Genomic DNA, 21,947 nt, shown 5'->3' with positions numbered 1-21,947 from the left:
AGAGGAAGCACTCGACCCAGCATGCCGCACCTTCGCCGTTGCCCATATGGCCCTGATGGCCGCGGATCGTGCGGCCCCGCTTCGTCCCAATTAGACTAAGACGTGGACTCGCAAACTGAAGCGATCCAGATCTTGTCAGAACAAGCTTAGTGCTGCGAGAGAGTCGTCAGCGTGCTTCTTGACACAGCCGACTCCGCGTTCGTCATTGCCCTTCACACGGGCGCGATATGGGGCGCAACCTCGTGCTGAAGCCCCTACAACGAGCAAAGGCATGCAGTTGACCGCACCTTCCGACCGACCGCATCGTGGTGCTCGACTAGCGGCTTCGCATTATCCATCTCACTTGGAACGCCGCCAAATCGAAGGAACGCACCTGTTATTCCTTCGAACCAGTCGGCTTGCCCCTCTTGCAACGAGGCCCGGATATGGATGCGTCTCGAGCAACCCATCGTTGCGACATCTAACCGGTCCAATTCCGCAAGGAAATCAACAAACAAGAATTCTATAAGGCTGCTGTCCGATGAAGCCGCTAAGTTTGTGGCCGCAAGGTGCTTGTTGATTGTTGACTGGCGCAGGCAATGGCCCTGAACGGAATAAAAACGTTATATGGTCATGCCGCCAGATCGCACATTTTGATCGATGCCCACTTAACGTTACGGTGCCGCGTGCCTTCATCAGTACCGCGCTTACCGTTCTCATGCCGAAATCGGATACTTCTCCAGATCTTCCAACCGCCAGAAGATCAATGATTTAGCCTTTGTTCAGGGCCGACTAATTAGCGGCTGGCGGGCGAAAAGACCGCTTCCGGTTTTACGCTTTCGTCGCTCATAGTGCGGGCGAAATGCTCTTCGTCCGCGAACATCCGAAGCCAAGTTTCAATCGAAATGGCCTTCCAGGCGTTTTGAACTGTACTACGGGTGACCTCCCGCACGAGCTCTTCCCTTACCAGAGCCAGATTTCCATAATCGTAGACGTCCCGCTTTTGCGCTCTGGCGGAGTTGAATAAGAGATCAAATGTCGACAACAACCAAATCCGCATTGCGCTGTCATACATCAGTTGCTGTATTCGTTTCGGACGCTTTACGATCTCCTGGGGCAAAAAGATCGCCGACGCCTGGCGCAGGATAAGTTTATTTCCTTTGTCGCTTACCTTCTGGGAGTCAGGAATGCGCATTGCAGTTCGGACGACATGGGTGTCGGCATACGGCATGCGCAGATCGATGCCAAAACGAGCGGCTAGCATTTCCTGGGCGCCCATCCGCTCGTCCCGCCTATCCATTGTGGCGGCAAGTTCGGCATGCAAGGAATCGTGAGCAGGCGACCGCGTCCTCAGCGTCGCGTGCGTGCCGCTTGCTGACCCTTTGAGGATTGTAAGGCTTCCATTTGGGGCCGGCTCCCCATCGGTTGGCAGCCCGTTAAGGCTCTTCCACAACTGTGTGTGGGAGTTCATGCCTCCAAATAATGTATCCGAGAGATTGCCAGAAAATAGAACATCGACATGCAATCCTGCCATCTCGCTGAGCCCGAACAAGCATGGATACTCGTCATATCCCCCAGGGTTCTCCATCGCCCACATTGCTTCTGGAAGCAGTCGTGTAAATTCTGATGGTTCCAGAAATAGTTCGTGATGCTCCAGGCCCAATGCCAACGCGGTCAACCGGGCGCCTTCGATCTCGGGGTCTCCTCCGTTGTGCCCAACAGTGAACGACTTGACCGTGATTTGCTTCATGGAGCGGGCGACCAACTCTGCGATTAGAGCTGAGTCTACTCCGCTACTCAGCATTATGCCCACCGCTGGCGGTTGATCGGCGCTGAGCCTTTCCACGGCGCTCAGCAAAGCGTCTGCGACCGCCTCCACCGGTACGAAAGCATCCGCTAGCACAGGCGTGATCGATGATGCCGCCTCCGATGGAAAGGAATTGTCTGCATATCTGAGTGTCGACCATTTTCCGGGTAAAACCGGCTTTACCTGAGAAAAGAATGTTGCCCCGCTCGGCACCCAGCCGCTTCGTTCGAATCCCTTGATCGCTTCCAGGTCGGTTGATCGATCAAAGCCAGGCAAAGCCCGAAGGCATTTGTATTCGGTGCAGAAGGCCAGGCCCCTTGCGATCCGCGTGACATAGAGGGTATTGACCCCGATGTTGTCACGCAGGAAACGAATCTGTTGCTTCGGTATGTTGATCAGTGCGATGCAATAGTGACCATTTACTGCATCTGGGGCGTCCAGCTTGCCTAGCGCGTAAAGCTCCGCAAGATCCGCGGCCATCGAGATCGGTTTTCCTTCGACAAAAGGGGAGCCAGTATAGGCCACCATCAACTCTGGATCCTTGAAGATTCTACCAGGCGACCTACTGATCGTGGTTAATGAAATTTCGGCCCATTTGATCGTGTCGACGTAACTTCCCCGGTGTTTCAGCATCCTGGAAAATAGTACCGGGTCGACAAGTGGAATGCCGATCGAGCCAAACATTGCGTCCACGATAATCCTCTCCTGTTCGATGGCTAAAATGACGTGCCAAACTTGAACTGTGCTCTTGGTGCTTAGTCGGCTGTATTTTCGTGAGGCAGTTCATGTGAAACGGTGTCACAAAAGGGTGGCATTGTCCGGAGTACGACGACGTAAAGCATCGAACGAATTCGGCAGTAAAGAATGCGAGAATAGATACTGATCTTGAGACATTTGTTTACTGAAGAGCGAGAAGAGCGCTCATCGCAGTAATGAAGACTGCGGAAATGACAATCCAAGTCACATTCATCTTTGGAAATCGGATCGATGAGAGGTGTAACCCGCTCATGATGACCGCAACGGCGCCCATCAGCAGGATCAGGTGATCCGCTGCGATTTGAGAGCCGAGGTAGTACGACAGGGCGAATACGAGGATGTTGTGCGGCAACGGCACCCCGACGAAGGAGCCTCCCGACAGTCCGAACGCTTCGAAGTAGCTCAGCCGCAAAATGCCCGCGGCACAGATCAGTAGTCCCGCGAACATCGGGAATGGCGCCGCCTCACCCAATGAAGCGAGGAAAATCAAGGGAAAGACACCAGCGGATAGGAAATCTCCCAACGCGTCCATCGCCTTTCCAACATCGCTCATCCCCGATCGGCGATGGCGCATCCTGCGGGCAACCAGACCATCCAACGAATCTGCCAGGTGGCTCCAGAGAACGCATATCAGGGCGAGGTTGTAATGGCCCATCACTGCCATCGCGCATGCGAACATCGCTGAAAGAGCTCCGGCGAACGTTATTGCGTTCGGCGGATCCAAGAGAATTCCCATTATGGGTTGGCGGCGTTCTTGTTCCATCGACAATGCGTTGGTCATGATTGCTCCTCGTAGCCTTGTTGGCGATGATCGGTGCTCGTGCATTGGCGGGTCCCAATTGGAACCAACGATGCTCCTCTGCCGCTCATGCATGACGCCGAGCAACCTGCTTGAATTGCAACCATTGGCCACCGGTTACCCGATCCATTCCATCCATTGTCTTTATGCTTTCCTCACCAATGTTTAACGGATGTTTGGCCAGACCTGAAAAATTCGGAGAACAGGTTCAACCGCAGCAACTCGCGTTGGATGTGCTCGACAGATTTATCTTCTTTCTCCAACCGCGGATCCAAGAACATGCCAACCATCCTCCCGCTGTGCGCAACTTGAAGGCCGAAGGCGTTCGTGGATTGGGACAGTTCCAAGAGCGAATCGAAGTGCGGCTGTGGCAAGTACCGCTGATTAATGACAGCGCTTCGCGTGGCGATTTTCCCCAAGTCACCAAGGCTCCCGTTTTCTAGCGCTCGCCGTAACAACTTCCGCAGGTCTCCGAACTCCCTGATCTCGTCCCCTGTATACCTGGCCGGCGGGTGGGCTAATGTGTCAACGGGGTGGTTAGGAGCAACGTTCACACTGATCAGCGAGAACTCGGGTATTCTCCTTTCGAAGTGCTCGAGCACAGTGCCCTCTCGCGGGCAGACGAGCCTGGGATTTCCGATAAACATGGTGCCGTCACTGGCCGCCTCGGCTCGAACAGCTAGGCGAAAGATCGTGCTAGCCTTTAGCCGCAGTCCTAACAGACGACCCGTTGCGCGGATGGTCGCAACAACGTCCGTTGTTGATGAGCCTAAGCCGAATCCTTCTGGAATATTCGAATTCACAGTGAGCTTGATTCCCCTGCCAGAATACCCGATCTCACCTAAAAGGAGCCGCGCCGCCGCTCCCGATTTTGTTTTGTGCTTAGGGCGGACGAGGACTTCGATGCCATCAATCGGCTCAGCGACGACAATCGAGTACTTAGGTGCGAAGGGAAGCGTCACTAAGCCCCGGTGCAGCCGGCTATCTTCGCCCCAGAAAATGCCTTGGAGGATTTCGCCGTGGTGGCCAATTGCAAAGCCGCTAGCGTGCATGGTCAACCTCTCATGATGATAGCAGGCAGTTGTTGCCGGCAGCCGCGACCCAGGATTCTGCGGCTTCGAGGTCTTCGAGGGTGTCGATCTCGAATGCGGTGACGTCGAAGCTCTCTGTCTCGATAATCCCTAGCCGGTATTTCGAACCGAGTGAGCGAGCGAGGATATCCTCATAGTAGAGTGCCGTTTCGCCTCCCGAAATCGCGTCCCTCATATTTCGATGGAAATCGAGTACAAACTCCTTCGAGCGAAGGAGGTATATGCTGATCGTCTTGCGATCACTTGGAAGGGTTTCGTCGCAGTTGCGCGTGACAACCATGTACCACTCCCCATCCATCCTCCGCCGCAAGACAGTCCCCGTTTCTTTAGGTCGAAGAGGGCGGGTAGGAACAGTTATGTCAGCGCCGTCCGGCTGCAACCAGTCGGCGGGAAAGTCGGAAAGGAGAACATCGCAATCCGATAGGATAACCGCTTTTCCAGGGACAAGCGCCAAGCCCAAGGACGTAATGTTGTTCTCAGATCGGTATCGAGGGTTCTCGACGATATCGATGTTCATCGCACCCGATGTGCTGCGAACATGCGCAATCAACTTATCGCCGAGAAAGCCGACCACGATCGTTACGTTCGAGACACCGGCCCGCTGCATTTGACTGAGGAGGCGTGACACCAATGGCTCGCCAGCGACTTCGATAAGCGCCTTCGGACGATTGGCGGTTAGATGACCGAGACGCCTTCCCATTCCAGCGGCGAGGATGATTGCTTCGGACATATTATGACCCGCTCGGGAAGAGCTATTCAGCTTAGCTCGGCGGCGACCCACCCGCCCATACTCGCCAGGTGCTGTCGCCGATCCATCATTGTTGTCCGCCATTGTCCACCTCCATACACTGACCTACTCCACCCCACTTAGGCTCGAGCGGCCATCTGCGGCGATGAAGAATTCGCTATTCAGCTCTGCAAACATCATGCCAAAATGGCAAAGTCCTTTAAACTAAGACCAGATAGACCCGGATGTACGACATTGTCAGAATGCTCGTAACTAGGCACACCCAGCCACCTGACCGGTAACTTCTCCGAGGTTGAGCACGAATTGTTATCGTCCATTCCATCGCCTCTGCTCAAGGAGGGTGGCGGTGGAATGGACGATCACGATTGAGGGTAAGAACGAGTCGGCGACGATTTTCCGCCGGGAGGTCCGAATTGATAGGAGTTGGAAGCGCCTGCTCGACGAAGAGGTGGCCTTGGCGATCGAAGAGAGCATGAAGTTCATGGCGGCGCTCCAGAGCGAAGCAGAGACCTATTCTCTTTCGTCGGATCTGCCCGGGTTGCCACGCGTTCCGACCGGTCAAGGACTACATGGTATTCGGGACGCACGAGGTGCTCAATCCCCGTTGGGTGCTGTGCCGGGATTGTCACTGGGTATAGCCGGTGCTTTCGCACCCTGAAGGAAATCGGTGACGCTCGAGTGGATGTATATCCAGCCAAAGCCGAAGAAGCTTGGACGGTCGAGTGCACCGGTAAGAACTTTTGGCTTTCATGAGCCTTCTCCTTTAAGGTCCGCAGAGCCTATCAAGTTTTCCGTGCCCTGTGGTCCAGCCCAGGAGTTCACTCCATACGGTGAGGTTAACATTCCGCGCCGATTGAAACGCCACCATCCTTCAGCCCGAAATCGGCAACCGTAGCCACCGTTTGAAATTGTCGCTGCACCAACTGCGGTTCGCAGGTATGGGGCAAGCCCTATCTTCGCATCATGTGCGGCGGCGTCGGCTGCAACTCGATGCCGTTCACACCAGAAGGATGAGAGGAAACCCTATCCTACCCGCCGCGAATACCGCGTCATGACGTTCATCATGGCCAGCGCGCCCCAAGTGATGGCAAAGGAGAGGGTGGTCAGGGCCGCAGGCTCATAGGCTTTGCTCACGCCGATTTTTTGAATGTAGGTTCCGAAAGCTGGGCGCGTCAAAAGGCTAGCAATCACGAATTCCCCCATCACGACCGCAAAGGTCAGGAATGCGCCTGCCATGACGGAAGGCAAGATGTTCGGGAAGATCACCAGCCTGATTGTCGCGAATGGCCGCGCGCCGAGAATGCCAGCGGCTTCCGTCAGCGTCTGAACATCTATCGTCTGCAAGCCGGTATCAATCGTGCGGTACAGGTACGGCAGAGATAATGTGGTACAGCCGCAGATAAGCAGGATGCTCGCACCAGTGCTGCTATTGGCCAGCGGCAGCACCGACGATGACGAAAACAGCCGCAGATAGCCAAAGACAAGGACGATGGGCGGCACGATCATGGGGAGCATCACGAAGATTTCCACCGCAGGCCGCAGCCATTGGAGGCGCAACCGGACATAATAGGCCATCGGAACAACGATGATCGTGCCAAAGATAATCGTCAATACTGCTATCATCAGCGAATAGCCGAAGCTGGCCGCAAATTCCGGGTCTAAGAAAACCGACTCGTAAGCCTCAAGCGAATAGACGCCGCGCCGGATGCTTAATGAAAATTCCGCCGTGCTGAAAAGCGGCATCAGAAAGAACAATGCGGCGATGGCGAATATGGTCCAAGGGGAATAGCGCAGGACGAGTTTCATTTCATCCACCGTTCGGAGCGCACGCGAAGCATCAGGTAAAGAGAAACGGTCACCGTCATGACAAATACCATGAGCAACGCTAGGACGGCGCCAAGCTGCTCGTTGTGCAGCACGTCGCCGCGAATTTGCGCGTAGAGCAAGATCGGGATGACGTTCACCGCCGTTCCTGTCAGCGCGTAGGCCGTTGCGATGCCCCCGAATGCATTGGCGAACAACAATGCCAGCGCCCCGAGGATTGTTGGCCAGAGGATGGGCAGACCAACAAAGCGCCAATACTGGGTAGTCGTAGCACCCAACATCTCGGCCGCTTCCCGTGTCTGTGTGGAAAGCCGGTCAACGGCGGGCATGATGATCATGAATGCAATCGGGACCTGAAAGAACAGGTAGGTTAGCGTCAAGCCGGAAAAGCTGGCAAGCTCAAAACCTGCCGCGTAAATGTCGATACCGAAGGCCTTCCGTAAAAACACAGTCACGAGCCCAAGCCGCCCCAGAGTGGCGATGAAGGCGAAGGCAAGGGGAATGCCTGAGAAATGCGAGGCCACGCCGCAAAAGCTCATAACGGCGGCCTTAAACTTCTGGCTGGTCATGCCCCGGCCAACGGTGAGGGCCAGTATGAGCCCGAGCACCGTTCCAAGAACGGCGGTGGCGGCGGAGATTTTGGCCGAAGCCATGAAGGCGTCGGCAACCTCCGGCGTGACGATCTCCGCGAAGTTCGTTAACGTAAAACCTCCCTGCTTATCAACAAAGGCCGTGGCCAGTAGCGCCGCGGTGGGCATCACCATCATGACGATGGCAAACATGAAAAACGGGGCCGTGGCCAGCAGTGCTGGCCAGTCAATGGACTTGAGGGATGAGGTACCTGCCAGCCCGGCGCGAATGCCACTCGCGCCGGGCTTGCCGTGTGTGGACTGTGGTTTCAACTTATTTGCTGCCTGCGCCTACGGTTGAAGTCCATTCCTTGGCAATCACTTCGCCCGCTTCCACTAGATGGGACAGTTCGGGAAATACTAGATTGTTACCTGTCGCCGGGAGCTTGGTCAGCATGTCATCGGTAATTTTGCCGGATTTGCGCATGGCGTCGAAGCGGATGGGGTGGCAAAGGCCCTTGAGGTAGCCGAGTTGCCCCTCATCAGAATAAAGGTACTCCATCCAGAGCTTGGCGGCATGCGGATGCGGCGCGTACTTGCTGATGGCTTGGGCATAGACGCCAGCCACGGTAACGCTTTCCGGGACAATGGTATCCAGTGGCGGATTTCCCTTGAAATTTTCGGCATAGGTGATGCCGTTGGAATCCCAGCGCGTGGTAATAGGCGTTTCGCCCTTGGCGATGGATGCTGCAGAGCCGAAACCGGCAACGAGATTGCCGGAGTCCTTCAATTGGCGGTAGAACTCCAGCCCAGCGCGGGCTGCTGCCGCGCCCGGCTGCGCGCCGGCTGCAAGGCCTGCGGCATAGACGCTCAGGATGGAATTGTTGGCGGTTCGGGGGTCAGCAGGCAGTGAAACGCTCTTACGATAGGCGGGGTCGAGAAGATCAGCCCAATCGGCTGGAGACTTTGAGATAACGTCCTTATTCACGACGAAAGAAAGCACGCCGTAATAGTCGCCGTACCAGTGCCCTTCTTGGTCTTTGGCGGTGGCCGGGATTTCGTCCCACGTTTGCACCTTGTACGGTTGCAGCAAGCCCTCTTTCTGCGCAATGGGGCCAAAAACAAGGCCCACATCGATGACATCCGGCGCCTGCGAGCCGTTGTTGCCTACATTAGCCTTGATCGTTGCCAATTCTTCACCAGAGCCGCCTGTCGGGCTGAGTTCGTTTACGGTGAGGCCGTATTTATCTTTAAAGTCTTGAATCAGCGCACCATAGCCGCACCAGTCATGCCCAAGGGCAATAACCGTCAATTGCCCCTCGGCCTTTGCAGCCGCGACAAGATCATCCATGTCGTCAGCATGCGCGCCAAATGGCATGGCAAGGCAAGCGACACCTACAGTCAGATAGGCAGTCATCCGTTTCCTGATCATCCGGTTTCCTTTCTCGCGGGAACTAGCAATTAAATGAAGCCCTGCCGAGTAACGGCTACTCTTTACAAGAATGTGACAATATCTGGCATTAATTGGCAATTACAGAAATACGTGCCATGAAAGCGCGCTTTTGGTTGGAACAACATAAGACGAGATGAAGGATTGGCAGCTATTTTTAGTGAATGCGCGCGAAAACTGTCATGAAAGAGCCCGTTGACAGATATTTGAAAGGCAATTATTCCCAGAAAAGACAACATATTGGTTTTAAGCGTGGCCGACTGCATCGTGTAGAGTGAGGAATTTGTGACGAAACTACCGGCAGCAAGCCGCCTGCAAGCCATAGCTGACATGCTTCGCACAGGCGAAGGCATCGGAATTGCCGCAATGGCCGAGCGCTTCTCGGTGACGATGGAAACCATCCGCCGTGATCTGGTCCTTCTCGAAAGGGACGGCCTGCTGACGCGGGTGCATGGGGGGGCAATCCCAGTTTCCCGCGCCGCGCCACTGCCGTCGCGGCTGGCCAGCCTGAGTGCAGAAAAAGCCGTGATTGGAAAGCTTGCAGCACAAAACGCGACCCGGGACGGCTGGATATTCATCACCCACGGCAGCACAGCACTGGCCGTCGCAAAGGCGTTGAACGATGGCCCTGCGGTATCGGTCATGACGAACATGCCGGCCATCGCGGAAGTGCTGCAAAGCGGCCTCAAGCACCGGGTCACGCTCACCGGGGGGGAGTACGACTATGCCAATGGCGCGCTAGTGGGCGAACAAGTACTAGAGGCCATTTCCGAGTGCATTTTCGACACGGCCATCATTACAGCCTACGGCGTTGACCCGGTGCATGGCTTGGTAGAGTCGAGCAAGTACCTGCAACGCTTCAAGCGGCTGCTGTTCGAGCGCAGCCGCCGCCGCATCTTCGTTGCTGACCATAGTAAATTCGGCGCGTCAGGAGCTTATGTCTCGGTGTCCCTGTCGGACATTGGAACCATCGTCACCGACGAGCCACCGCCAGCCCCCTTTGCGGATGGGCTCAAGGATGCAGGTGTGCGCGTGGTTTATCCGCAAAAGGACGAAACGAACAACATGGAAGAATACACCAATGGCCAGTGACGCGCGCCATGTCGTGGTGCTGGGAATTGACGGCCTGCGGCCCGATCTGGTCACTGAAGGCACCATGCCCCATCTTGCGGCGCTGGCCAGCGATGGAACATGGAACCGCCGTCATACCACAGTGTTCCCCAGCGAGACGCGGGGGGCGCTCACGGCCTTGGCCACCGGCGCAACCGCGCAGGTGAACGGGATTGCCGGAAACCAATTCTATATCCGGGGGACCAGCCCCGACCAAGTGTTCACTGAAACCACACATGATTGGTGGGCGGCGGATGAACGCCTGGCGGGCAACCTCGTGAAAGCGCCCTCGATCTCGGAAGTTCTACACCAAGCGGGACGGCCGTTTGCGGTCGTCACCTCGAGTGGCCCCGGCGCGCTGCCCGCTCTGAACTGGAAGGGCCAGCAGCGCGGACAAACCGGGTTCAATGTCCGCCATCCCCAAATCGGCTACCCGCATTCGTTTGCCGCGCGCGCCCATCGTTCCCTGAAAATCCCGGCCGGAGGCATCTCCGCCGATGGCCCAATGACGGCATTCCGGGTATTCGAGCGCGAAGTATGGCCCTACGACAAGCCCGCCGCCACCATTCTTTGGTGCACCGAAGTCGATAGCGTCAGCCATCTGCACGGCCTGCAATCGAGCCAGCTACGAGAAAATATGCGGGCCTGCGATGATGTAATTGGAGAGCTGCGGGCATGGCGGGACGCCCAGCCGGAGCGCGACAGCATCACGTTGTTTATCGTTTCCGATCATGGCCATGTGACGATTGGCAGCACAGTCAACGTTGCCGACGCTCTTTGTCAGGCCGGATTCAAGGCAGCGGCATCGTTCAACGATCATGCAACGCAGGTGCTTGTTCGACCGGGTCGCGCCGTGGGCCTGTGGCTCAAACATGATGACCCGGTCTTACTGCGGGACATACGGGACTTCATGATCGAACAGGTATGGTTCGGCGGCGCATTCAGCCCTGCCAGTGAACCGGGCAGCATCAGCGGCACGGTGGATGGCAGTCTTGCGCTGGAACTGCTGGGTGCGGGCGGCGAGCGCGCGCCTGACCTGTTCGTGCACCTCGGGAAAACGCCTGCCGACGATCAGACCGATCAGGCCGGGCATGTGGATTCGGTCTTTTACGACCCCGGCGACAACGATCTGCGGATAGGCGGCGGCACGCATGGGGGGCTGCATCGCGGCGAGTTCACGGCCGTTCTCGCGGGCTACGGCGCGGGACTGGCGCAGGGCCGGGTTTCAGATGCTCCGAGTTCAATCACGGACATTGCGCCCACAATCCTGTCACTGCTGGGCATCGACGCGCCGAAGACGATGACAGGCCGCGTGCTGGGCGGCGATGCGCCGGAGAGTGGGGAACTGGTATACGCGGAGATTCTCTCTGCCGGCGCCCACAAAACCACCTTCCTGACGGGCATCCAGCGGCAGGGCCATTTCCATGTCAGCGAAGGTGGAATTCAGTAGGGGCATTCTAATGGGAGGAACTATATCTGAGATTGAACTGAGGAATGTCGGAAAAAGCTATGGCATCGTGCCGATACTGTCAAATATCTCGCTCCAGATGAACGATGGGGAGTTCGTGGTTCTCGTTGGTCCGTCTGGTTGCGGAAAATCAACGCTGCTGTGGATGATGCAGGATTGGAAGAGATCAGTTGAGCCGAGATCACGATCGGCGGCAAAGTGGTCAATGACATGCGGGCTAAGGAGCGGGACATCGCGATGGTGGGCTACCGTCGGAGACATGGTGGGGGATTGCGCATGACAATTGAAGAGCTGATCGATTTACAGGAAGCTGGTTCAAGGGCGCGGTTGCTCGGACTAAAGGTTTACTAAAGTCCATATCTTGCGGCCTATAGGAGGCCTAATGGCAATGCCAGTGTTCTTGGGAATTGGCTTGCGCTCACAACGAGTGGAAGTTTGGTTGGAAGGCTGAGGACGCTAGCCGCGAAGGTAGGATTGTTACTCATTTCAAGGAACTAATCTCCACTGCCAACCGCGCCACCAGCGCGACCCAGTTGCTAGAGGAAGTGAGCGGCGATGGTGCGTCCCTCTCGGCGAATGGTTGCTCTCCAGCGCGAGGCTACCATCACCAATAAAGGAGCTGGATTAACACCTGAAGTATAGAAGCCCGCTTGACTTCCTCATCCAATAATTGAAAGTCGCAATCAAAATAATAACTGGGGCCTTCGCTTTATGTCGGAATCACAGGATTTACGTGAGCGGGCGCTCTTACGCATCGCGAGCGGAATACGCGCGTCCCAAGTCGTCATGTGGCTGGTCGACGATGATGAGGAAACTGCTCATTGCCGAGTATCCTATGCAACGGGCGTGCCGAAAACTGTTCAGCAGAGACTGGCTGGTCAGAAGTTTGCTTGCGTGCCGGAACAGATGCTCGTTGACGGTGGGCTGAACCCGGAATATGCGCGTGGCGTCACCGACGCGCTCGACCAGGCCGGGCTGCCGGCCAGCGAATTCCGGATCTATCCTTTCGGCATCGAGCTTTTCCCGTTTGTCGCAGGTCCCGACGGCAAACACCGGCCTCTGACGGGTGTCGTCGCCATAAAGACTCTACATCAGGTGAAGAAATGGATCGAGAGGGAACTCAATGTGCTCGCCCTATCGGTGGCCCTCGATCGCGACAGACGAGTCGTAGAGGCTGTCAACCGAACTCAGCAGCTGCTCGATCAGATGGTTGGGAATGTCGACACGACGCTAACTGCGGTCGGCTCGCTGGTACGTGACCTGATCCACGCAAAGAGCGTCGTCTACAAGAACCGCAGCGCCAAGTCGCAGTGGTTCGAATATTCCGGCGACGGCCGTTCGCACGAGGTCGATGTACAATATGCCAATGAGTCGGCGCTTCATGTAATCAACACGAGTGGGCATATCGCGCAGAACGACGGACCCCAACGACGGGTCGAGATCCTGTCCGTTCCACTTGCGCAGGACGCCTGGTCGCTACATCAACAGAAATTCGTGCCCTTGTCGGCCTTTCCCAATCAATTGACAAAGATGAAGAAGAACCAAGTCACGCTTCTTTTCATCGAAAAGCGTAAAGCAAAATATCTGCAGCATCGCTTTACGCGCACCGATATAGAGATCGCACGATCGGTGTTCGGATACATCGATCACTATGCCTCGGCCAGAATATTCGAGGAAAACGCGTCCAACGTTTCCAACTACCTCGAGTTGATGTCGGATGAGGACGCACTACAGCCCGAAAACATCCTCACGGTGCTGAAGACCTTATCCGCATCCTTCTCCAAGGTCTTCCTTCTCGTTGCCGAGTACGAGGACGATGTCATTCAGATCGACACGCTGCCAAAAAACGATGATGAACCGTCGCCGGGCTACACGGAACGGCTGAAGTCGGGCTATTTGAGGTCATTCCTGCAGAAACTCAGGCCCGATCAGACCGAGCATATTTTCGTCGGCATCGATCCGATCCCTGACGACAAGGGCTTCAACATCGAGGTACATTTTCCCGGAGGCAGCGGGATCTCCAAGATCTTCGTCCTCTCCTACGAGGACAAGACGATTACCGCGTCCGTGGTGCAGTCCCTGCGCCACCTCTTTAGCGAACTGCATGTCAGGGCGAAGAAACTTGACAATAACAATGAACGCGCGACCTATCTGATGCAATTGCGCCACGCTGTGGTCCACCATTTCTCTGCGGCTGAAACCGGCATGTCGGTCTTGCGCAAGCTCTGGGAACGCGGTCGCAAGAACAGAAGCCGCTGGAATGACCTGCTTGCCGATCCGATTGCGCCAACGACGCTCGACCGGGCGACTTGGTCCTTGAGTCAATCCCGTCTGATCCTCGAAAACGGTCGGTTCCTGCTCGGCGAAATCAAACCGACCAGCCTCAATCGGAAACCGTACCGAGTGATAGAGCTGATCAAGGAGTGTTTGTACACGCTCGATGATCAACGTCAGTCCAAGGGCATACGGATCATCAGCAAGATCAATGGTCATCCGCCGCCGATCATGAATGCGGACGAGCCGCTACTGCGCATCGCCTTCGTCAACCTGATTGACAATGCCATCAAATATTCACCTCACAACGCATATCTGCACTGGACGCTGACCTATAAGTCCGACTCCTACCGATTCGAGATCACCAGCGCCGGCAACCGCATCACCAAGGGGGGTCTTTTCCAGGTCGGCGTGCGCGGTCGCCAGCGCGATCATCTGAACCAGCGCCACGGAACCGGACTCGGCTTGCCCGTCGCCTACAAGATTCTCAAGGCCCATTCCGATCGAGCCACATTGGACTTCCGTTCCGATGCATATGACGTGGCGCTGGAGGACAGTGCCAACACGTTCTTTTTCGAAATGCCGTATCTGACGGGTACGACGCGTGATCAACCGAACAGCAGCCAGCCAGCATGACCAGAATTCTCACCATCGTTCATATCGAGGATGAATATCGCGAATTTCTCGATATCGTCCTGTTCGTCAAGACTGTCCTGGAGGACCTCTGGGAAGACAAGTCCGGGGAGATCATCTCGGTCACCAACAAGATACTGGCGGAATCGAAATCCGTTCCACAGTCCTGGGTGGTCTACGAGTTGAGCCAAACGCCCGTCGAGCGGCAGACATTGTCCGGGGACACAATTCGCTACATGTTCGTGCGCGACAAGTCAGTGCCGCCGGAAGCGCTGGCCTTCCTGTCATCGGACGGGATCTTCATCCTTGACGTTCTGCGCCCTGTCGAGGGTAAGACGAGCCTCGGAATTTCGGTGACCGATAGCCTTGAGGCTATCAGCCCTTACATCACCAGCGATGATCGCGTCGTGCTATTTACGGCGCATCAGGGCAACGGACTGGATGACAGCGTCGGCAGTCGTTTCCGCAAGATCAGCAAGGAAAATAGGGGTGAACTCGAGGAGTTCCTCAGCCTTGCGGTTCACCGGAGCATGGCCGATGGCTAACTCGCTCAGCAACCTCGGAAGTGGCGCAGATAACTGCAGTCTCGCGGAATGGGCGGACCATCTGAGAGATCTGTCTCCAAGCCGGGCGCAAACGCTCAGGGATCCCCTACGATCCTGCAGCTTCCGGGGTGAGACAATTCACGCCGTCTTCGGCTATTATCTGGGTCCAGACGACGCCAGTCTGGTCTATTTTTGGGAGCCGGATCTGGTGCGGCTGCGATGGTCGAGATTGGAAGCCGGTCAACAGCAAACCCTATCATTTCTGGCGCTCGGGGTCGCACTAGCGTCGCTACAGGCGGAACGACCATCGCTTTCACGCGCGCTTGCGGCAACCGAGGACCGACTTTCACCGCACCTACCTTCCGGGCCTTTGCAATTTGCCGGTCTGGAAATATGCTGGGGCGAATTCGGTGAAACGCGTTTCGCCTGCGTCTACGGCGATAGCGAGCCGACTAAGGCGAAGAGCGTGGCGCTACCAAGCTCGAGTCCGCGGCTCGAATGCTTGGCGTTCCATCACGACTTCCTTCACTTCCGATCGCCGCTTTGGAACAGCGCTCCCATGCACTACCTGTGCCGCAACGGCATGCAGACGATCGTGGGGCATGTCCGGCTGCATCTGCATCCAAGATGTTTCCTGCCCTGGGATTCGGGCGTGAAGGACGCCTTCCTGTGGCCCTGGCAGCGATGCCTGCAAGGTGATTTGAAGTTGAAGGAGGTTTCCTATCGTGCCATCGAGACGACCTCATTGGTCTTCGATCTTCGCAAATCGACGATGGCCATGGAGCAACTGCAAAAATACGACCTCGGAAAATATTCGCCTTTCCTCGAAGACGTCGTCCGCGCTGCCAAGAGTGCCATATTCCGTCACGGTGGCTTCTTCGACAAGGAGACCGGCGATGGAGTTGTCGGTCACTTCGTCAGTTTCGGATCGCAAGAGTGTGAACAACCGGCCGACGTCAGGGCACTCGATGCCGCCATCGATATCGTCCTGGAAGTCGCGAAGATCTGTGAATGCTTCCAAGATCAGCTGACGTTCGGTATAGCAAATCTCGGCGCGGCGATCGGCATCCATACTGGGGACGCCGTCTGGATATCGGAGCGAAACCAGATACGCGCAATCGGCGAAAGCGTCGTTTTTGGTGCGAGGCTGTGCTCGGAGGCAACCGTCAACAGCATCTTCATTTCCAACAATCAGTTCGTGCGCTACCGCTCTACCCGTCATGCGACCATGCTCGAGACGTTTGAGCGCAAGTCCTACAAGGGTAAGGAGTCGCCCGAATCCGTTTCGCTTTACGGCTATGAGCTTGATGTGTTCAGGAAGCAGGCCGGCGCATGAAGGCTGCAGCAGCTCAGAAACTGACGGCCTTCCTGCGGAAATATTGCAGCGATCCCCCTGCCCTCTTGTCGGAAATGCTCAAGCAGCCCGGGCGCACGGTGACAATCAGCGATGGCAGAGCGCTTTGCCGCAAAGGCGATGTCGCCGATGATATCTGGGTCATCCTGGAAGGCGCCGTGCGCGTTCATGATGACGGTCTCATCACGACACGGACCGCCGGCGACCTTGTTGGCGAAGCAGCATTCTACAGATTGAGCCCGGCGCAAAGGATGCGCGGGGCGGATATGTTTGCCTCCGGCGATGCACGGCTTTTCCGAATCGATTTGAGCTTCGTCGACAGCCTTTCGGAACGTCAGGCCGGATTGTGGCACGAAGTCGTTGCGCGGGTCCTAACAGAGAAGCTCGATGAATCGCAACGCCAGCGCTCCGCGCTGCGTCTCAAGCGCGAAGAACAGGAACGGCTTCTAAACATGTTCGTCTGTGAGGAAGGCCATGCGGCAGCAATGGCGAATTTTTCCGACCAGAGTTCCGATGCTATCGATCCAGAAGCGTGCGACGTACTCACCTGGTTCAGCGACATCGTCGGATTTTCGTGTTATGCCGCCAGTGTCTCACCGATTGAGGCCGCGGGGGTTGTGCGAGAGATCATGGATTTGCAGGCCCGCCTCATCGGCGAGGCCGGCGGCCAGATCGACAAGTTCATCGGGGATGGATTGATGGCATTCTGGCGCGTTCCGGATGCCGCGCGTCGCAAGCGCCATTTTCCCGCGGCGGCCCATGCCGCATTAACCGTTTGTTCCGTATTGGCCGATATGGCGCGTGAACGCGCGCTTGAGCTTGATATCAGGATCGGGCTGCATTCCGGCCCCGCCATCCTTGGAGACTTCGGTGGCGGTGGGCGAATTGCCTTTACCTCGATCGGCGAGAGCGTCAACACGGCAAGCCGCCTTGAACAGGCGCGTTTTTGCATGTCAGGCGAGAAGCTCGGCCCGGTACGGCTGAGCGACGTCGTTTATGGGCATCTCGCCGGGCACGCCGTCGCCGACAAATTCGAGCCAGCCGGGCGCATCGTCAGCGACAAGAACGACATCCGCTACACCGTCCATTGTTCGCTTCCCTGAAATAGCGGGAAGATGTACTACGAGAGACGAACGCGGCCGCAAACGCGGGAAACCGGCGTTGCCAAATGCGTGACTAGGCGAAAGTATTCTTCCCTCCGGAACATAAATTGCGTCGGGGAACGGAGGCGAAGGTCTCCAACACCATAGATCTCCCGCTACCATCCGCCTTCGATTTTCAACGCGTAGCGCAGCGGGCCAATAACTGACCGGCCCGATTTGCCTCCAGCCTCGGATCGAACTAGTCTAGTTAAACTTTCCCTGATTTTCTCCGGAAGAAAAGGAGAGCCAATATCATGAGGAATACGACGACGAGGTAACCGGAACTGTCTCCGCTCTTGCTCCCGCTTCGGTTTGCGACGGGGATGGCGGGAGCCGGCGGCGACACTTGCGGCGAAAGGCTCACCGGCTCGGAAGAAAGGACCTCAGGCTTTGAATCGACCGAAGGCACGATGGGTGCCGCAACCACATCCACCGGCAGCGCGGCGAGCTGCGCATCGGCACTCGAACGCGGAAATAGCGCCTTCAGCGAATCCTGGGTCACGATGCCGGAAGGCGTGAGCCCATGGGCCCGCTGAAATCCCTTGAGTGCGGCGACGGATTTCGATCCCCAGATCCCGTCTGGTGAGCCTGCATCAAAACCCTGATCGGCAAGCGCCTTCTGGACGTCACGAACCGGCCTGATTTCTGCGTGGACCTGTCCTGTCGAGATCGCGCACAACATGCACGCAACCACCGACGCCGAGAATTTCGCCTGGATTTCCATTTCACTCATCCCCTGACACGGGTGACTATACACCGCTGGGTTGACGCGCCAATGCTCCCGACCCTGCCGCAACACCGGTCACTACAACTTTTCTATCCTGTTGGCACAAAGTCCAAAAAAAGTCGGTATCAACTTCGGCGATCAGATTCAGGAATCATCGCAGCCAAACTATGCTATCACCTTCTGGTTGCTCCTCTGGATGACACAAGTGAACCTGGACATCGCGCCGATATTCCGGCCCTACCTTGATGAAGCCATAGCGCGCTTCTCTTATCTGCATCCCGAGGTGGCCGTCACCACCACGGAGGGCGGCGTCGAGGTGAGCAGTTCCGACCTCGATCTGATCGCGGCATTTCGGCATACGCTTTATCGCCAGAAGATCCATCGTGAGACCGATATGCTTCGTCGGGCAGTCATCGAAAGACTGCTGCGATGACCGTGATGCCGCTGAAGTTCCGGCCGATCGGCACGGAAGGCTTCATCTTTTGCGATGACGCCGGGGGATTCTTTCGTTCCAACGAGACGTTCCTCGATCGCTACGTTGAGGACAGGCTGGCGCCCGAGGATAAGGCCTTTCTCAAGACGAACGGGCATGCGTTCGAAAAGAGCGGCGACCTTGCGTACAATGCATTCGCCTATCGATGGGCCAAGCGTCTGCACGCCCCTTCCGAGCTCGACTATGTCATTCTCGTGCCCACACTGCGCTGCAATCTCTCCTGCGCCTACTGCCAGGTCAGCCGTGTCAACGAAAACGCGACCGGACATGATTGGGATGCGGCAACGCTCAATGCCGTCCTCAGCTTCCTCGACGGGCTCTCGACGAGGACGATCAAGATCGAATTCCAGGGCGGCGAGCCCCTCCTTCGACTGGACATTCTAAAGGAGGTCCGCGCCTTCGCGCGGCAGCGTTTCGAGAAGGCGCAATTCGTCGTCTGTACCAATCTTCAGGAGGTGAGCGAGGAGGCATGGGATTTCCTGTCGGCACAAGATACCTCCATCAGCACCTCGCTCGATCCCACGATCGATCTGCATCAACGTCACCGGACCGAAAGCGCTGCGACGACGCAACGGTTTCTCCGGAATCTGGCGCGTGCGACGGACGCCTGGCCGGAGCGGGTATCAGCACTACCCACCTTCGACGTCGATGCCCTGCCCGACCCCTGCGATGTCATAGACCTCTACTCGTCCTTTGGCTTCCGGTCGATCTATCTACGTCCGGTCAATCATCAGGGCTTTGCCCGAAAACGCTTCCGGACAAAAGATGTCGCCGGTCGCTGGAGCGACTATGTCCGGCGCTTCATCATGACGCTTGTCGACCATAACGCGACATCGGAACAGACGATGGAGGAGTTCTACTTCTCGCACTGTCTGCGGCGCGTCGTTCGCGGCGGTCATGACAATCATGTCGACCTCAGGAACCCCAACATCGTCGGCAGAAGTTATTTGGTGATTGATCACGACGGTTCGTTCTACCCGACCGACGAGGCGCGCATGATCAGCCGGCTCGGCCAGATCGATCTGCGCATGGGCGACGTCCGCAAGGGACTGGATCGGACAATCGTCGATGCTCTCAATATGGAGGCACTTAATCTCTTCGACGCAGACTGCGTGCACTGTCCCTATCAGGCCTTCTGCGGCGTCGACCTCATTGACGACCTCTCCAGACATGGGCGGATCGATCTGCCCCGCCACCTGACCGACTTCTGCCAGCGGCATACGGCGATCTTCGATCTCGTCTTCGAGCTGCTTTTTTCCGACGACCCGAAGGTGCGGAGATCGATCGCGCTATGGTCGGGCCTGGAGGAGATCGATCCGCTATTGACGAAGGTCCACTCATGATCGACCTGCGCATCAAGGTCGAGCCGCTTCCGATCGTGGATCCTCTCATCGTCAGACTGCGGAACGAGGCAGACGATCTTGGGCCGAATGACGCTGTCCTGATCGGGACCGATGGAGCTCGGCGGGAATACGACTTCCAGGGCTTCTCGTTTACTCTCCATGCGACGGACGGTGTCGCGCTCGACAACGACGTCATCATGATCCTGCCGGGACAGGCAAGCGCCCGGCGGCTGATCAGGGCGGATTCGCAGCACAACACGTTTCTGATCACCGAGCAGTGCGACCAGCAGTGCATCATGTGCTCGCAGCCTCCGAAGAAGAACCATGTCGATCTGTTTGCCGAACTCGAGACCTCCGCCTCGCTCGCGCCGAAGAATGCCTATATCGGCCTCTCCGGCGGCGAGCCTCTCCTTCACAAGAAGAAGCTCTTCGACATGCTGCTGTCGCTGGCAAAAACCCGGCCCGACCTGAAATTCCACATCCTGTCGAACGGCCAGCATTTCGACGAAGTGGACATCGCCACGCTTCAAGAGATCGGCCCCGAGCGCATCCTCTGGGGTATCCCGCTTTATGCGGCTGAGGAAGAGCTCCACGATACCATCGTCAAGAAGCAGGGTGCCTTCGACCGGCTCCTCCAATCCTTCGCTATCCTGTTCGAGGCAGGTGCTGCCATCGAGCTTCGAACGGTCGTGATGCGGCAGAACGACGCCAACCTACCTGCACTGGCCGGCTTCGTCGGCACCTCCCTGCCCTTCGTCGAACGCTGGGCCATCATGCAGCTCGAAAACATCGGCTTCGGCCGCATGAACTGGGATTTGAGCTTCAAGGACACCTCGACGGATTTCGACAATCTCGCGCGCGCCATCAATATTGCGACCGCAAGAGACGTGCCCATCCAGCTCTATAATTTCCCGCTCTGCTCGGTCCCGGTGCGCTACCGCCACCTCGCGGCAGCGTCGATCTCCGACTGGAAGAATAGGCAGGAGCCCTTCTGCACAAACTGCTCCGCACGGCAGCGATGCGGAGGCTTTTTCGAATGGTATGACCACAAGAAAGGTTTCAGGGGGCTGGGGCCGATATGAAACGACGCGTATTTCTCATCCCGTCGCTGTTGGCGGCAGGGTTCCTGCCGGTAAAGACTGACGCCATGCCGCTTGATCCGATCGTCAAGAAACCAGACCCGCATTCGATTCTCGAGCGACTGAAGATCAGGCATCTCTATTCGCTGGCCGGCCACCGCTCCCATTCGAGCCACAGCTCGCACAGTTCCCACTCCAGCCATCGGTCGAGCGGAGGCGGCGGCTACCTGTCGCCGAGCACGACCTATAGCAGCCCCTCCTACAGTGAACCCTCGCCACCGCCGCCACCTCGCTACACCGCGCCAACCTATTCCCCACCGGCGGCTCTGATTGCACCGACGCCCGCTCCTGCGCCGGCCGCTCCGCAGCCGATGGCACCCGCGAAAACACTTCCCGGCAACTCGAACAAGTTCAGGCGGATCGTTATCCAGGTGCAGTCGGGATTGACTGCCTACGGTTATTACGCTGGCGCCCTGACTGGCGTCGTCGACGAGGACACACGCGCGGCGCTGAGCCAGATGCAGAAGGACAACAACCTCAAGGTAACTGGCACGGTAACGACAGAGGTCTTGAACGCATTCGGGATTGCAGCACAATAGCGACTGAAATGCGCTGGCAGACTACCGGCGTCTGAAACCAACTGAGGCCAAGCCGCCCCCGTGGTCATTTCGTTCCGGCCGAGGGGGGCTGATTTTTGGCAAGCCCGGCCGCTAGAATCTGTGAGATCAATCGCTGGAATTCTGATGGACGGCTTGG

Annotated in this window: 19 protein-coding genes and 3 pseudogenes; 13 read left to right on the top strand and 9 right to left on the bottom strand. The window is 57.0% G+C overall.

Features of this window, described 5'->3' with window-relative positions; genetic code table 11:
* Window positions 1-168: 168 nt before the first annotated feature.
* The 5 genes and pseudogenes from CUJ84_RS38480 to CUJ84_RS33000 form a co-directional block, all read right to left on the bottom strand.
* Window positions 169-464, bottom strand: a pseudogene (locus tag CUJ84_RS38480) (IS21 family transposase); the annotation flags it as partial.
* Between the two features lie 311 nt (window positions 465-775).
* On the bottom strand, window positions 776-2,470 hold the full coding sequence (locus CUJ84_RS33015) for an asparagine synthetase B family protein (protein ID WP_105009772.1): 1,695 nt from the start codon (window positions 2,468-2,470) through the stop codon (window positions 776-778).
* A gap of 214 nt (window positions 2,471-2,684) precedes the next feature.
* Entirely contained in the window at window positions 2,685-3,323 is a 639-nt protein-coding gene (locus CUJ84_RS33010; protein ID WP_105009771.1) for a CDP-alcohol phosphatidyltransferase family protein, read from the bottom strand.
* A gap of 173 nt (window positions 3,324-3,496) precedes the next feature.
* Window positions 3,497-4,393 carry a GHMP kinase gene (locus CUJ84_RS33005; protein WP_105009770.1) on the bottom strand — a complete coding sequence of 299 codons (897 nt, stop codon included), beginning with the start codon at window positions 4,391-4,393 and terminating at the stop codon, window positions 3,497-3,499.
* Between the two features lie 10 nt (window positions 4,394-4,403).
* Window positions 4,404-5,264, bottom strand: coding sequence for an NTP transferase domain-containing protein (locus CUJ84_RS33000; RefSeq protein ID WP_245457653.1), 861 nt, complete (start codon window positions 5,262-5,264; stop codon window positions 4,404-4,406).
* A gap of 262 nt (window positions 5,265-5,526) precedes the next feature.
* Here CUJ84_RS33000 and CUJ84_RS32995 point away from each other — a divergent pair, with 262 nt between their 5' ends.
* Window positions 5,527-5,838, top strand: a complete 312-nt coding sequence (locus CUJ84_RS32995) for a hypothetical protein (protein WP_105009768.1) — start codon at window positions 5,527-5,529, stop codon at window positions 5,836-5,838.
* Between the two features lie 365 nt (window positions 5,839-6,203).
* Here CUJ84_RS32995 and CUJ84_RS32990 read toward each other — a convergent pair whose 3' ends face one another.
* Genes CUJ84_RS32990 through CUJ84_RS32980 form a run of 3 tightly spaced genes read right to left on the bottom strand, consistent with a single transcriptional unit; the run spans window position 6,204 to window position 8,990 of the window.
* Window positions 6,204-6,986, bottom strand: coding sequence for an ABC transporter permease (locus tag CUJ84_RS32990; RefSeq protein WP_105009767.1), 783 nt, complete (start codon window positions 6,984-6,986; stop codon window positions 6,204-6,206).
* Window positions 6,983-7,906: an ABC transporter permease gene (locus CUJ84_RS32985; RefSeq protein WP_105009766.1), complete on the bottom strand. Its 924-nt coding sequence runs from the start codon at window positions 7,904-7,906 to the stop codon at window positions 6,983-6,985. The genes CUJ84_RS32990 and CUJ84_RS32985 overlap by 4 nt, the downstream gene beginning before the upstream one ends.
* A gap of 1 nt (window position 7,907) precedes the next feature.
* On the bottom strand, window positions 7,908-8,990 hold the full coding sequence (locus CUJ84_RS32980) for an ABC transporter substrate-binding protein (RefSeq protein WP_432444935.1): 1,083 nt from the start codon (window positions 8,988-8,990) through the stop codon (window positions 7,908-7,910).
* A 399-nt stretch (window positions 8,991-9,389) separates the two neighbouring features.
* Here CUJ84_RS32980 and CUJ84_RS32975 point away from each other — a divergent pair, with 399 nt between their 5' ends.
* From CUJ84_RS32975 to CUJ84_RS32940, 8 genes and pseudogenes are all read left to right on the top strand, one after another.
* Entirely contained in the window at window positions 9,390-10,115 is a 726-nt protein-coding gene (locus CUJ84_RS32975) for a DeoR/GlpR family DNA-binding transcription regulator (protein ID WP_245457652.1), read from the top strand.
* Window positions 10,105-11,583 carry an alkaline phosphatase family protein gene (locus CUJ84_RS32970; protein WP_105009763.1) on the top strand — a complete coding sequence of 493 codons (1,479 nt, stop codon included), beginning with the start codon at window positions 10,105-10,107 and terminating at the stop codon, window positions 11,581-11,583. The genes CUJ84_RS32975 and CUJ84_RS32970 overlap by 11 nt, the downstream gene beginning before the upstream one ends.
* A gap of 22 nt (window positions 11,584-11,605) precedes the next feature.
* Window positions 11,606-11,844, top strand: a pseudogene (locus CUJ84_RS32965) (ATP-binding cassette domain-containing protein); the annotation flags it as partial.
* A 33-nt stretch (window positions 11,845-11,877) separates the two neighbouring features.
* Window positions 11,878-12,116 (top strand): annotated as a pseudogene (locus CUJ84_RS39030) (CrpP-related protein); the annotation flags it as partial.
* A 196-nt stretch (window positions 12,117-12,312) separates the two neighbouring features.
* On the top strand, window positions 12,313-14,511 hold the full coding sequence (locus tag CUJ84_RS32955; protein WP_105009762.1) for a sensor histidine kinase: 2,199 nt from the start codon (window positions 12,313-12,315) through the stop codon (window positions 14,509-14,511).
* On the top strand, window positions 14,508-15,053 hold the full coding sequence (locus CUJ84_RS32950) for a hypothetical protein (RefSeq protein WP_105009761.1): 546 nt from the start codon (window positions 14,508-14,510) through the stop codon (window positions 15,051-15,053). Before CUJ84_RS32955 ends, CUJ84_RS32950 begins: the two co-directional genes overlap by 4 nt.
* A gap of 559 nt (window positions 15,054-15,612) precedes the next feature.
* The gene (locus CUJ84_RS32945; RefSeq protein WP_105009760.1) at window positions 15,613-16,389 is read left to right on the top strand and encodes an adenylate/guanylate cyclase domain-containing protein; all 777 of its coding nucleotides are present in this window, start codon (window positions 15,613-15,615) and stop codon (window positions 16,387-16,389) included.
* Entirely contained in the window at window positions 16,386-17,510 is a 1,125-nt protein-coding gene (locus CUJ84_RS32940; RefSeq protein ID WP_105009759.1) for an adenylate/guanylate cyclase domain-containing protein, read from the top strand. The genes CUJ84_RS32945 and CUJ84_RS32940 overlap by 4 nt, the downstream gene beginning before the upstream one ends.
* Window positions 17,511-17,757: 247 nt before the next feature.
* On the opposite strand, the gene CUJ84_RS32935 is transcribed toward CUJ84_RS32940, so the two are convergent.
* Window positions 17,758-18,348, bottom strand: a complete 591-nt coding sequence (locus CUJ84_RS32935; RefSeq protein WP_245457651.1) for a peptidoglycan-binding domain-containing protein — start codon at window positions 18,346-18,348, stop codon at window positions 17,758-17,760.
* A gap of 133 nt (window positions 18,349-18,481) precedes the next feature.
* Between CUJ84_RS32935 and CUJ84_RS32930 the strand changes: the two genes are divergently transcribed.
* From CUJ84_RS32930 to hxsA, 4 genes are read left to right on the top strand one after another with little or no spacing between them, the layout of a single operon-like run.
* Window positions 18,482-18,709 (top strand): hypothetical protein, encoded by a 228-nt coding sequence (locus CUJ84_RS32930; RefSeq protein ID WP_017996107.1) that lies wholly within the window; start codon window positions 18,482-18,484, stop codon window positions 18,707-18,709.
* Window positions 18,706-20,112, top strand: coding sequence for a His-Xaa-Ser system radical SAM maturase HxsB (gene hxsB / locus CUJ84_RS32925; protein ID WP_105009757.1), 1,407 nt, complete (start codon window positions 18,706-18,708; stop codon window positions 20,110-20,112). Before CUJ84_RS32930 ends, hxsB begins: the two co-directional genes overlap by 4 nt.
* Complete coding sequence (gene hxsC, locus CUJ84_RS32920; RefSeq protein WP_105009756.1) at window positions 20,109-21,194, top strand: His-Xaa-Ser system radical SAM maturase HxsC; 1,086 nt, start codon at window positions 20,109-20,111, stop codon at window positions 21,192-21,194. Before hxsB ends, hxsC begins: the two co-directional genes overlap by 4 nt.
* On the top strand, window positions 21,191-21,790 hold the full coding sequence (gene hxsA / locus CUJ84_RS32915; protein WP_018493458.1) for a His-Xaa-Ser repeat protein HxsA: 600 nt from the start codon (window positions 21,191-21,193) through the stop codon (window positions 21,788-21,790). Before hxsC ends, hxsA begins: the two co-directional genes overlap by 4 nt.
* The last annotated feature ends 157 nt before the right edge of the window (window positions 21,791-21,947 follow it).

Origin of the sequence: Rhizobium leguminosarum (assembly GCF_002953715.1) — a bacterium.
Lineage (GTDB): Bacteria > Pseudomonadota > Alphaproteobacteria > Rhizobiales > Rhizobiaceae > Rhizobium > Rhizobium leguminosarum_V.
The sequence above is the reverse complement of the archived record's forward strand: the minus strand, read 5'-3'. Positions and strand labels throughout refer to the sequence as shown.

Coding starts and splice junctions, on each gene's coding strand:
- CUJ84_RS33015 (WP_105009772.1), bottom strand. CDS start 2,470: ATGTTTGGCTCGATCGGCATTCCACTTGTCGACCCGGTACTATTTTCC.
- CUJ84_RS33010 (WP_105009771.1), bottom strand. CDS start 3,323: ATGACCAACGCATTGTCGATGGAACAAGAACGCCGCCAACCCATAATG.
- CUJ84_RS33005 (WP_105009770.1), bottom strand. CDS start 4,393: ATGCACGCTAGCGGCTTTGCAATTGGCCACCACGGCGAAATCCTCCAA.
- CUJ84_RS33000 (WP_245457653.1), bottom strand. CDS start 5,264: ATGGCGGACAACAATGATGGATCGGCGACAGCACCTGGCGAGTATGGG.
- CUJ84_RS32990 (WP_105009767.1), bottom strand. CDS start 6,986: ATGAAACTCGTCCTGCGCTATTCCCCTTGGACCATATTCGCCATCGCC.
- CUJ84_RS32980 (WP_432444935.1), bottom strand. CDS start 8,990: ATGACTGCCTATCTGACTGTAGGTGTCGCTTGCCTTGCCATGCCATTT.
- CUJ84_RS32975 (WP_245457652.1), top strand. CDS start 9,390: ATGGCCGAGCGCTTCTCGGTGACGATGGAAACCATCCGCCGTGATCTG.
- CUJ84_RS32970 (WP_105009763.1), top strand. CDS start 10,105: ATGGCCAGTGACGCGCGCCATGTCGTGGTGCTGGGAATTGACGGCCTG.
- CUJ84_RS32955 (WP_105009762.1), top strand. CDS start 12,313: ATGTCGGAATCACAGGATTTACGTGAGCGGGCGCTCTTACGCATCGCG.
- CUJ84_RS32950 (WP_105009761.1), top strand. CDS start 14,508: ATGACCAGAATTCTCACCATCGTTCATATCGAGGATGAATATCGCGAA.
- CUJ84_RS32945 (WP_105009760.1), top strand. CDS start 15,613: ATGCACTACCTGTGCCGCAACGGCATGCAGACGATCGTGGGGCATGTC.
- CUJ84_RS32940 (WP_105009759.1), top strand. CDS start 16,386: ATGAAGGCTGCAGCAGCTCAGAAACTGACGGCCTTCCTGCGGAAATAT.
- hxsB (WP_105009757.1), top strand. CDS start 18,706: ATGACCGTGATGCCGCTGAAGTTCCGGCCGATCGGCACGGAAGGCTTC.
- hxsC (WP_105009756.1), top strand. CDS start 20,109: ATGATCGACCTGCGCATCAAGGTCGAGCCGCTTCCGATCGTGGATCCT.
- hxsA (WP_018493458.1), top strand. CDS start 21,191: ATGAAACGACGCGTATTTCTCATCCCGTCGCTGTTGGCGGCAGGGTTC.